The sequence below is a fragment of the Phaeobacter sp. LSS9 genome (assembly GCF_003443595.1).
In the GTDB taxonomy this organism is placed as follows: Bacteria; Pseudomonadota; Alphaproteobacteria; order Rhodobacterales; family Rhodobacteraceae; genus Phaeobacter; species Phaeobacter piscinae.
The window spans coordinates 1,347,504-1,358,455 of record NZ_CP031956.1; the positions used below are offsets into that span (position 1 = coordinate 1,347,504).

General features: G+C 62.1%; 10 protein-coding genes. All 10 read left to right on the forward strand.

Annotated elements, in window-relative coordinates; genetic code table 11:
* Positions 1-25 precede the first annotated feature (25 nt).
* The gene (locus D1820_RS06470) at positions 26-1,315 is read left to right on the forward strand and encodes a pseudouridine synthase (RefSeq protein ID WP_118070068.1); all 1,290 of its coding nucleotides are present in this window, start codon (positions 26-28) and stop codon (positions 1,313-1,315) included.
* 190 nt (positions 1,316-1,505) lie between these two features.
* On the forward strand, positions 1,506-2,423 hold the full coding sequence (locus D1820_RS06475; protein ID WP_118070070.1) for a 5-bromo-4-chloroindolyl phosphate hydrolysis family protein: 918 nt from the start codon (positions 1,506-1,508) through the stop codon (positions 2,421-2,423).
* A 22-nt stretch (positions 2,424-2,445) separates the two neighbouring features.
* Positions 2,446-3,642, forward strand: a complete 1,197-nt coding sequence (locus D1820_RS06480) for a toxic anion resistance protein (RefSeq protein WP_118068274.1) — start codon at positions 2,446-2,448, stop codon at positions 3,640-3,642.
* 86 nt (positions 3,643-3,728) lie between these two features.
* Entirely contained in the window at positions 3,729-4,616 is an 888-nt protein-coding gene (locus tag D1820_RS06485) for a DUF2927 domain-containing protein (RefSeq protein ID WP_118068275.1), read from the forward strand.
* Between the two features lie 98 nt (positions 4,617-4,714).
* The gene (locus tag D1820_RS06490) at positions 4,715-5,908 is read left to right on the forward strand and encodes an SPFH domain-containing protein (RefSeq protein WP_118070072.1); all 1,194 of its coding nucleotides are present in this window, start codon (positions 4,715-4,717) and stop codon (positions 5,906-5,908) included.
* Between the two features lie 86 nt (positions 5,909-5,994).
* Positions 5,995-6,522: a cytochrome b gene (locus D1820_RS06495; protein ID WP_118068276.1), complete on the forward strand. Its 528-nt coding sequence runs from the start codon at positions 5,995-5,997 to the stop codon at positions 6,520-6,522.
* A 9-nt stretch (positions 6,523-6,531) separates the two neighbouring features.
* Entirely contained in the window at positions 6,532-7,686 is a 1,155-nt protein-coding gene (locus D1820_RS06500) for a TFIIB-type zinc finger domain-containing protein (RefSeq protein ID WP_118068277.1), read from the forward strand.
* Positions 7,687-7,748: 62 nt separating this feature from the next.
* Complete coding sequence (locus D1820_RS06505; protein ID WP_118068278.1) at positions 7,749-8,423, forward strand: nitroreductase; 675 nt, start codon at positions 7,749-7,751, stop codon at positions 8,421-8,423.
* 27 nt (positions 8,424-8,450) lie between these two features.
* On the forward strand, positions 8,451-8,897 hold the full coding sequence (gene dtd / locus D1820_RS06510) for a D-aminoacyl-tRNA deacylase (protein WP_096869089.1): 447 nt from the start codon (positions 8,451-8,453) through the stop codon (positions 8,895-8,897).
* Positions 8,898-9,353: 456 nt separating this feature from the next.
* Positions 9,354-10,940 carry an ABC transporter substrate-binding protein gene (locus D1820_RS06515; RefSeq protein ID WP_040170369.1) on the forward strand — a complete coding sequence of 529 codons (1,587 nt, stop codon included), beginning with the start codon at positions 9,354-9,356 and terminating at the stop codon, positions 10,938-10,940.
* Positions 10,941-10,952 lie beyond the last annotated feature (12 nt).

A 10,952-nucleotide genomic window follows, 5' to 3' on the forward strand; every position in this document is an offset into this window, starting at 1 on the left:
GCGCGGAATGATCTATGGCCTCAGTATGAGCAAAACACCATCTTCCCCCAGGGGCCAGCGCCCCGGTGCGGCGAAACCCGCCCGCGCCAGCAAGAAACCGACAGATACAGCTGCGACCGGTGACAGCCCCGAGGGCGACCGCATTGCCAAGGTCCTGTCACGGGCCGGCGTCGCCTCGCGGCGCGAAGCCGAGCGGATGATCGCCGAAGGGCGCGTTGCGGTAAACGGCAAGATCATCGACAGCCCGGCGCTGAATGTGGTGTTGGGGAAGGATCGGATTGCGGTGGATGGCGCCCCTGTGCAGGATCCGGAACCACCCCGGCTGTGGCTCTATCACAAGCCGTCGGGCCTGGTGACCACCACCAGTGACGAGCTGGACCGCAAGACCATCTTTGACGAACTGCCTGAGGATATGCCGCGCGTGATGACCGTGGGGCGGCTGGACCTCAACTCCGAAGGGCTGCTGCTGCTGACCAATGACGGCGGCATCAAGCGACAGCTGGAGCTGCCCTCTACCGGTTGGCTGCGCCGCTACCGCGTGCGCATCAACGGGCGCCCCAAAGACACCGATTTTGAACCGTTGCGTCAGGGGCTGGTGATCGAGGGGGAGCGCTTTCAGCCGATGACCGTTGCGCTGGACCGGCAGCAGGGGGCCAACGCATGGCTCACCATTGGCCTGCGCGAGGGCAAAAACCGCGAGATCCGCCGTGCGATCGAAGACATCGGATTTACCGTGAACCGCCTGCTGCGGCTGTCTTACGGTCCGTTCCAGCTGGGTAGCCTCAAACCTGGCGAAGTCGAAGAGCTGCGCCCCCGCGTGGTGCGCGATCAGCTGGGGCTGGAGACGCCGGAGACCGAGGCAGGCGAGAAGCCCAAACGCCCGACCCGCCCGGCGCGTGGACGCCCCGGCGCGGGCAAACCTGGGACAGCGCCCGGCGCGAAATCAGATTTCAAATCTGGCGGCAGGCCAGGCGGAAAACAACCGGGTGGGAACCCATCAGGGCGATCCTTCGGCGCATCAGATCGCCCGGGCGACAAAGGCAGCGAGCGATCCGGTGGCCGCTCCACTGGAAAACCAGACGGCAAATTTGCTGGCAAGGGCAAACCCGCAGGCCGGGCAACTGACCGTTCCGCAGACAGACCCGGGGGTAAGCCTGCGGGCAAATTCGGCGGCAAGCCAGTCGGCAAACCCGGCAGCAAACCCGCAGGTGGCGGCGCCAGCCGGGACACAGGGCGCGATTCCGGGCGCGGTCCAGGCCGCAACTCTGGAAAAGGTGCCGCACCGCGTGGTGGCGGCAAACCAACGCGCCGCTGAGCGCCCTGCCCTGAGAAACTGCGCCCGACTTCTCAGAGTTCCCCCTAGCAAGATGGCGCTGCATATCCTAAGTTTCCAATTGCTTGCAGCGCTCATCTTGGGGGAACAGACGTGCAGAAACTCGCCTTTGTGGCCTTGCTGATCCTGATGATTGGCCTGGCAACCGGCTGGCTGGTCGGAGGCTGATCCCATGGCACAGCGTTTTGGCGGCAAATACAGCCCAGATGGCCGCGACAAAGGGGCCGAAAAAGACCCCGTCTCCGGTCACAGCGCCTCCAGCGCCAACAGCTACCGCAGCGCCAAAGTTGACCCCGTCGGCATGCGCGCCAATCTGATGGCGCTGCCTGCAGGACTGGTGGCGCTGATGTCTGTCTTCTCGGACGCAGCCGGTCTGGCGTTTGGCCTGCTTGCCGCAGCAACCTGGGCCGGATCGGCCTATCTGCTGCGCGATGGTCTGCGGGCTGAAGCCGCCTATGATGATCGCAAAGTTGCCCGCCGCCCTGCCCTGCCACGCAAAATCCTGGCCGCCCTAATCTGCGGTGTCGGCGCCCTATTTGCGGCCTGGCGACAAGATCCCGGCGCACTCAGCGCGCTGATTTATGCCGCGGCGGCAGTTGGCCTGCATCTCGCCGCCTTTGGCCTTGATCCCCTGCGGGATAAGGGCGCCGAGGGCATTGATGATTTCCAGCGTGATCGCGTCGCCCGTGTTGTAGACGAGGCCGAAACCTATCTTGCGGCGATGACCGATGCCGCCCTGCGCGCCCGAGACCGTCAGGTCGAACAGCGGGTCGAGGCCTTTCAGGAGGTGGCGCGCGACCTCTTTCGTACGGTTGAGGAAGACCCCCGCGATTTGACCGGTGCGCGGCGCTACCTCACCGTCTATTTGATGGGCGCGCGCGACGCGACGATCAAATTTGCCGATATCTATACCCGCAGTGGCGACACCAAATCGCGCGAGGACTATCTGACTCTGCTGCGCGATCTTGAGGAGAACTTTGCCGCCCGCACCCGCAAGATGCTGCTGGAAGATCGCACCGATCTGACCGTTGAAATCGACGTGCTGCGGGATCGTTTGCAGCGCGAGGGCGTTCATCTGGACACCCGCTGACACAGCCATAAGGAATTTGCACATGTCCGAGACGACCCAGAAGAAAGCCGCCAAGGAAACGCAAATCGTTTCCGAGATCACCGCGATTGAACTGCCGGAACCGGTGGCTGAGATCCAGTCGCTGGAGCAGGCCGATGAGGCCACCAGCGCCGATATCCAGTCTCGTATGGCGCAGATCGACATGTCGGACAGCAATTCGATCATCAATTTCGGCTCCGGTGCCCAAGCGGAATTGCAACAGATCAGCCAGGCCATGCTGACTGATGTCCGCAACAAGGACGTTGGTCCCGCCGGTGACAGCCTTCGCAATATCGTGACCACCATTCGCGGGTTTTCGGTGTCGGAGCTGGATGTGCGCCGCAAGCGCAGTTTCTGGGAGCGTCTGCTGGGGCGCGCGGCGCCTTTTGCCAAGTTCACCGCCCGGTTTGAGGATGTTCAGGGCCAGATCGACCGGATTACCGACAATCTCCTCGGCCATGAGCATCAGCTGCTGAAGGATATCAAATCGCTGGATCTTCTCTATGCCAAGACGCTGAGCTTCTATGATGAGCTGGCGCTTTATATTGCCGCGGGAGAGGCCAAGCTGGCCGAGCTGGATGCCAATGAAATCCCGGCCCTGGAGGCCGCTGTTGCCGCCGCGCCTGAGAGCGATCAGGTGATGCGCGCACAGGAGCTGCGCGACATGCGCGCCGCCCGCGACGATCTGGAGCGTCGGGTGCATGATCTGAAACTGACGCGTCAGGTCACCATGCAGTCGCTGCCTTCGATCCGGCTGGTTCAGGAGAACGACAAATCGCTGGTGACCAAGATCAACTCGACGCTGGTGAACACGGTGCCGCTCTGGGAGACTCAGCTGGCGCAGGCGGTCACCATCCAGCGCTCAGCCGAGGCTGCGGCCGCCGTGCGTGATGCCAATGATCTGACCAATGAGCTGCTGACCTCCAACGCTGCCAATCTGCGCGAAACCAACAAGGTGATCCGTCAGGAGATGGAGCGCGGCGTTTTCGACATCGAAGCGGTGAAGCAGGCCAATGCCGATCTGATCGGAACCATCCAGGAAAGCCTGCAGATCGCCGACGACGGCAAGGCCAAACGTGCTGCGGCTGAGGAGGATTTAAGAAAGATGGAAGCCGAGCTGCGCGACACATTGGCCGCCGCCAAAGCGCGCCGCGACGGTGTTGGCGACACAGCTGCCACGGCGGTCCCCGGCACCGCATGAGCAAGGCCCACCCCATAAGGCCACGGCCGCCCCGGTGGCGATTGATCCCAGCGTTGCTCGCCACGCTCGCTGGGACGGCGCTTCTGATGGGGTGCGATCCGCTGGCTCAGCGCACCTCGCTGGTGCCGCCGACGCGGCCCGCAGGTCTCGCGCCAGAGCCAACAAAGCCCCCTTCTGCCGAAAGCCAGCGTCTGGCCCGCTACTACGGCGCGCTGCAGCAGGATCTGCTGACCCGTGGGCTGTTGCGCACCGATGGTGGCGGGCCGGAGACGCCTTATGATGCAGACGATCTGCGCCGGAATTTCGAACAGATTGCCTTTTACGACGAATATGGCAGCAATAACCTGCGCACCTCCGGGGCGTTGGGGCGTTGGCAGGGGCCGGTGCGTCTGCGCGCCGACTTCGGCCCCTCCGTCAGCGCGGAGCAACAGCAGAAAGACCGCGCAACGCTGGAGGCCTACGCCGCCCGTCTGGCCCGGATCACCGGTCATCCAATCAGCACGACCACCAGCCGCGCCCGCGCCAACTTCAATGTGATCTTTGCCGGCGCAGATGACAGCGCCTATGTGGCCGGGCGGGTGCGGGACATCCTGCCGTCGATCAGCGACGCCGATCTTCAGGTCTTTGCCAACCCGCCGCAGAGCTATTATTGCCTGGTGCGCGCTGGGGGGCTGCAGGCGGATCCGTCATCCTATATGCGCGGAGTGGCTCTTATCCGCGCGGAACACCCCGATTTGGCCCGCCGGAGCTGTATACACGAGGAAATCGCTCAGGGCCTTGGCCTGCGCAATGACAGCCCGCAAGCGCGGCCGTCAATCTTCAACGATGATGATGAATTTGCGCTGCTGACCAGTCAGGACGAAAAACTTTTGCAAATCCTGTACGATCCGCGCCTGCGCCCCGGCATGTCCGCCGATGAGGCCCGGCCCATCGTGCAGGCGATTGCCTATGATATCATGGGGGAACCGCGCTAAGCGCGGCTGTCTCCCGCCCGCGCCTCGGCGCGCCCAACATTGTGCTGCCCTGCACGCCCGCCATGATGCCAGCCGCATCGCCGAAGGAGGATGAAACCATGGGTATTTTCGACTTTCTCAAGGGAGAGTTCATCGACGTCATCCACTGGACCGACGACACCAATGACACGCTGGTCTGGCGCTTTGAGCGCGAAGGCCATGCGATCAAATACGGCGCCAAGCTAACGGTCCGCGAAGGTCAGGCGGCGGTCTTTGTTCATGAGGGCCAGCTGGCAGATGTCTTCACCCCCGGTCTCTACATGCTGGAGACCAATAACATGCCGATCATGACGACATTGCAGCATTGGGATCACGGGTTTCAGTCGCCTTTCAAATCGGAGATCTACTTCGTCGACACCACCCGGTTCAACGATCTGAAATGGGGCACCAAGAACCCGATCATGGCCCGCGACCCGGAGTTCGGCCCCGTGCGTCTGCGTGCCTTTGGCACCTATAGTATCCGGGTGGTGGACCCGGCCCGGTTCCTGACCGAGATCGTTGGTACCGATGGCGAATTCACCATGGATGAAATCTCCTTCCAGATCCGCAATATCATCGTGCAACAGGTGAGCCGGGTCTTGGCAGGCTCTGGCATCCCGGTGCTGGACATGGCGGCCAATACGGCTGATCTGGGCAAGCTGGTTGCGGCGGAGATTTCCGCCACGGTCGCTGAGTACGGCATCGCGATCCCGGAACTCTATATCGAGAATATCTCACTTCCCGCCGCCGTCGAACAGGCGCTGGACAAGCGCACCCAGATGGGGATCGTCGGTGATCTTGGCCGCTACACGCAATTCTCTGCCGCCGAGGCGATAACCGCCGCCGCCCAGACGCCCAGCAGTGGTATGGGGGCCGGCATGGGTATGGGGATGGGCATGGCGATGGCCCAACAGATGGCGCAGATGGCGCAACCGGGTGCTACCAGTCATGCCGCGGGTCAGCCCGCCGGACCCTGGGGCGCGCGACCCGCACCCGCTGCCCCGCAACCGGCACCGCAGGCCGCTCCGGTGGCCCCGCCACCGCCGCCGGTGGAGCATGTCTGGCACATCGCCGAAAATGGCCAGACCAGCGGCCCTTTCTCTAAGGCCCGCCTTGGACGGATGGCGCAGGAGGGCGCGCTGCGCCGCGACAGTCTGGTGTGGACCCCCGGTCAGGATGGTTGGAAAGCCGCCGGTGATGTGATGGAGCTGGCGCAGCTCTTCACAATTCTGCCCCCGCCACCACCGCCGCCGCCACCTGCCCCGGCGGGTTGACACCCGATCACACGTGGGGCGCCACGACATTTGGCGCTCCGTCTCTCGGACATCGCAGCCCTCTCGCCACGAAGGATCCCGCAGGTATGACACGCCGCAGCGCGCTCAAATGGCTCCACTGGCTCAGCCTCGCTCTTATCGTCTACTTCTATCTGGTGGAGCCAGACGACAACAGCGTCCCCCCAGGGCTGGCGTTGGCGACCCATGCCGGGGTTGGGTTGATCCTGTCAGTGGTCGTGCTGTTCTGGACCACGATCTATCTGCGCAGGGGGCTGGCGGGGCGCGCTGGTCCGAAGCTGCCCGGCTGGGCCAAGCGGTTCCACGGGCTGAACCACCGCGTATTGCAGATCGGCTTACCGGTCATGGTTGCCACCGGGGCGCTCGCCGGATTGCTGGCCCCCTTTGCGATTCACGCCTTTGGTGTTGTTCCGATCAACCCCGGCGTCGGCAGCCGCAGCCTGCATGAATTGGCTGAAGAGCTGCATGAAATCGCCTTTGACACACTGCTCATCGTCATTGTGCTGCACGGGGTCTTTCATCTTTGGCGTCATTTCCTGTTGAAGGACAACGCCCTGCGCATCATGGTGCCAAAACCGCTGCATAAATATCTTTGAGGCTCCCCCGTGACCCCGACCCCACCTCCGCCGCCGCCCGGACCGCCTGTTGTCGAAAGCTCTGATACGGCCAAGGCCCAGCCCCCGCTGGAAGACCACCGTTTCCCCTGTGAGCAATGCGGTGCAGATTATCGCTATGACCCGCAAAACGGCACGCTGACCTGCGATCACTGCGGCCATCAGGAGGCGATCCGATCTGGTCCATGGCGCGGTGGCAGTCTGCGCGAGTTGGATTTCGACACCGCGCTATCCTCTGGTCTGGCTGAGGCCGACATGGAAGAAACCCGTGTGCTGCGCTGCCCCAATTGCGCCGCACAGGTGGAGCTGGACCCAAAGGACCACGCCGGCGAATGCCCCTTCTGCGCCACGCCCATGGTCACGGATACCGGCACCCATCGCCATATCAAGCCAAAGGGTGTGCTGCCCTTCGCCTTTGATGAGCGCAGCGCCCATAAGGCGATGGCGGACTGGCTGGGTCAGCTGTGGTTTGCGCCAAACGGTTTGCAGCAATATGCCCGTAAAGGGCGGCGGATGGACGGGATCTATGTGCCCTATTGGACCTTCGATGCTGAAACCCACTCCCAGTATCGCGGCCAGCGCGGCACGGTCTACTATGTCACCGAAACCATCGTGGTTGATGGCAAACGCCAGTCACGGCAGGTGCCGAAGGTGCGCTGGCGGCCTGCCTCAGGGCGGGTACAGCGGTTCTTTGACGATGTTCTGGTGCTGGCCTCCAAGAGCCTGCCGAAAAAGAACACCGACGCGCTGGAACCTTGGGATCTGTCGGCGCTGGAACCTTATCAGCCGCAGTATCTGGCCGGGTTCCGGGCGGAGGCCTATGCGGTGGAGCTGGACGACGGTTACAGCGAAGCCAATGCGCGGATGCGCCGGGTGATCGAACGCGATGTGCGGTTTGATATCGGCGGCGACCGGCAACGCATTGAATATATCGACAGCAATTTCTCCGATATCACGTTCAAACATGTGCTGCTGCCCGTCTGGCTCGCGGCCTATAAGTATCGGGGCAAAACCTATCGGTTTGTGGTCAACGGACAATCGGGCCGGGTGCAGGGCGAACGCCCCTACTCCGCATGGAAGATCGCCGCAGCCGTTGCAGTGGCCATGGTGATCGGTGCCGCCATTGCCTATTTTGGCACCCGCTAGAACGGCCACGCGGCGCAGGGCGCCTGAATACCCCCCTCGCAAATACAGGATGAGGACGCATCATGACGACCACCCTTCCCGCCCTTGATGCTCTGCTGCGGGCGCGCCACAGCTGCCGTGCGTTTCGCCCGGATCCGGTGCCGCGCGCGGTGATCGAGGATATTCTGCGCTGCGCACAGAAAGTTCCGTCCTGGTGCAATGCCCAACCCTGGCAGGTGACGCTGTTCAGCGGTGCGGCTACCAACGCGCTGCGATCTGCGCTGATGGAATCGGTGATGAAAGATCCCGTTGCGCCGGATCTGCCCTTTCCCGAACGCTACAGCGGCGAATACAAAACCCGCCGCCAGGCCTGCGGCTGGGCGTTATATGAGGCGGTGGGTGTCGAACGCGGCGATCGCGCGGCGTCACACCAGCAGATGATGCGCAATTTCACCCTGTTTGACGCCCCCCATTATGCCATTCTGACCAGCCCCAAGGAGCTTGGCCCCTACGGCGCGCTTGATTGCGGTGGATTTGTTACCGGTTTCACGCTGGCTGCAACAGCTGCCGGTGTGGCCACCATCGCGCAGGCTGCGGTTGCCACATATGCGCCGATGCTGCATGAATTCTGCGACATACCAGAAGACCGCACGATCCTCTGCGCGCTGTCGTTCGGCTACGGCGATCCAGACCATCCTGCCAATCAGTTTCGAACCGAGCGCGCCGAATTGGACGAATTTACCATCTGGCGCGACTGACGCCCCGATCCCAGAATAGGAGAGATTATGCGTGCTCTGATCCAACGCGTCTCTGAGGCCTCTGTCCGTGTTGACGGTGAGGTCATCGGCGATATCGGTCCCGGCCTACTGATCCTGATCTGCGCCATGGAAGGCGACAGCGAAGCACACGCCGATCAGATGGCGGCCAAGATCAGCAAGCTGCGGATTTTTCGCGATGAAGCAGGCAAGATGAACCGCTCCGTGAAAGACATCGGCGGCAGCGCCTTGGTCGTCAGCCAGTTCACCCTTGCCGCCGACACCCGCCGGGGCAATCGTCCCGGGTTTTCCAATGCTGCCGCCCCGGACCTGGGGCGCGCGCTGTATACCAGATTTGCCGACCAACTGGCGGCGCTGGATGTGCCTGTGGCGCGCGGATCCTTTGGGGCGGATATGCAGGTCGCTTTGGTCAATTCCGGCCCGGTGACCATCTGGATGGACAGTGCCGACTGGTGAGTTTGCACAGGCTGCGAATGTCGCGTTTCGTCCGGTCCGAGCCGATGCAATCCGCCCTGCCTCACCACGAAAAACTGCGGTAAAGGCGCGAAATCCCGGCCTGATGCCAGTGACCCGTAACGGGCCTATGATCCCCTCCATGGACCCGTTCTAGCAGAAAATGCGCTGATTTTCGCCAGCCATTGGCGAATACCTCGGTGGGAGCGGGATAATATTTGGTCTCTGATCCGGGAGGCTTTTTTCCAGATATTGTCCCACCAAGCATTCACTTCCAGCCAAATACGACATACCAGTCTCAAAAGACGACGGGATCACCGTCTCTTGAAGACTTCGCCGTCCCTGCTGGCGTCAAAAAGGACGCTAATAAGGGTTGCGAGGTCGCATCAAATGCGCAAACCTTGAATGACAATTCAAGAAATGACGTGTTCAGCGTCTAAATACGACAGGGAGTCCGCAATGAAAGACCAACTTGATTTCATGACGCAAAGCGTCACCTCCGGTAAAATGACCCGGCGTGAATTCATGGGCAAAACCGCAGCACTGGGGATCAGCGCCGCTGTTGCAGGCAGCATGTTTGCCCGCGCAGCTGAGGCCGCAGGCCCGGTCAAAGGGGGCACGCTGAAGCTCGGCTCCATCGGCGGTGGCAGCACCGACTCGCTGGATCCGGCCGTGGCCGCCAGCCAAGTGCCTTATCACAACCTCTATCAGTTCGGCGAAACGCTGGTGAATGTGACGCCTGAGGGTGGCATCGAAAATCGCGTCGCCGAAAGCGTCGAAGCCAGCGCCGACGCCAAGACATGGACCTTCAAAATCCGCAAGGGTGTTGAGTTCCACAACGGCAAGCCGGTGACCGCCGAGGATGTGATGCGCACCATGGAGCGCCACTCCAACGAAGACAGTAAATCCGGTGCTCTGGGCATTATGCGTGGCATCGAAAGCATGAAAGCCGATGGTGACAACTTCGTCGTTTCGCTGACCACACCCAACGCCGACCTGCCTTATCTGATGGCTGATTATCATCTGATGATCCAACCCGATGGTGGCTTTGACAACCCGGCAGCAGGCATCGGCTCCGGCGCCTATATGCTGGAAGCGGATGAGCCCGGCGTGCGCCACATGTGGAAGAAAAACCCCAACTACTGGGATGACAGCCGTGGCCATGTAGATGAGGTCGAGATCGTCGTGATCAACGACGCCACCGCCCGTATGGCGGCGCTGCAGTCCGGTCAGGTCCACATCGCCAACCGTGTTGAGCCGAAGGTCGCAGGTCTGCTGGATCGCGCGCCGAACCTGACTGTGCGCAATGCCGCAGGTCCGGGTCACTATGTGTTCATCATGCATTGCGACACAGCGCCGTTCGACAACAATGAACTGCGTCTGGCGCTGAAATACGCCATCAACCGCGAAGAAATGGTCGATAAAGTGCTGCGCGGCTACGGCTCTGTCGGCAACGACATGCCTGTCAACGCAGCCTACCCGCTGTTTGACGACAGCATTCCGCAGCGCCCGTTTGATCCGGCCAAGGCGGCTGAGCACTACAAGAAATCCGGCCACGACGGCAGCCCGATCACCCTGCGGGTGTCGGATGTTGCCTTCCCTGGTGCTTTGGACGCAGCACAGCTGTTCCAGCAGTCCGCGAACGCAGCTGGCATCCCGCTGGAGCTGAAGCGTGAACCCGGCGATGGCTACTGGTCGGAAGTTTGGAATGCACAGCCGTTCTGCGCCTCCTACTGGGGTGGCCGTCCGGTGCAGGACCAGATGTATTCGACCGCGTATCTGTCGACCGCAGACTGGAACGACACCCGCTTCAAGCGCGAAGACTTCGACAAGCTGTTGTTTGCCGCCCGAGGTGAGCTGGACGAAGCCAAGCGCAAGGCGCTCTACAGCCAGATGGGCATGATGGTGCGCGACGAAGGCGGTCTGATCTGCCCGATGTTCAACGACTTCATCGAAGCGACCAGCAGCAAGGTTCAGGGTTGGGTGGTGGATTCCACCGGCGACACCATGGCCGGCAAGTGGTCGCATAAGTGCTGGTTGGCCTGATAGAGGTCTATG

Excerpts from the sequence above, each read along its gene's own strand:
- D1820_RS06470 (WP_118070068.1), top strand. The coding sequence starts at position 26 with ATGAGCAAAACACCATCTTCCCCCAGGGGCCAGCGCCCCGGTGCGGCG.
- D1820_RS06475 (WP_118070070.1), top strand. The coding sequence starts at position 1,506 with ATGGCACAGCGTTTTGGCGGCAAATACAGCCCAGATGGCCGCGACAAA.
- D1820_RS06480 (WP_118068274.1), top strand. The coding sequence starts at position 2,446 with ATGTCCGAGACGACCCAGAAGAAAGCCGCCAAGGAAACGCAAATCGTT.
- D1820_RS06485 (WP_118068275.1), top strand. The coding sequence starts at position 3,729 with ATGGGGTGCGATCCGCTGGCTCAGCGCACCTCGCTGGTGCCGCCGACG.
- D1820_RS06490 (WP_118070072.1), top strand. The coding sequence starts at position 4,715 with ATGGGTATTTTCGACTTTCTCAAGGGAGAGTTCATCGACGTCATCCAC.
- D1820_RS06495 (WP_118068276.1), top strand. The coding sequence starts at position 5,995 with ATGACACGCCGCAGCGCGCTCAAATGGCTCCACTGGCTCAGCCTCGCT.
- D1820_RS06505 (WP_118068278.1), top strand. The coding sequence starts at position 7,749 with ATGACGACCACCCTTCCCGCCCTTGATGCTCTGCTGCGGGCGCGCCAC.
- dtd (WP_096869089.1), top strand. The coding sequence starts at position 8,451 with ATGCGTGCTCTGATCCAACGCGTCTCTGAGGCCTCTGTCCGTGTTGAC.
- D1820_RS06515 (WP_040170369.1), top strand. The coding sequence starts at position 9,354 with ATGAAAGACCAACTTGATTTCATGACGCAAAGCGTCACCTCCGGTAAA.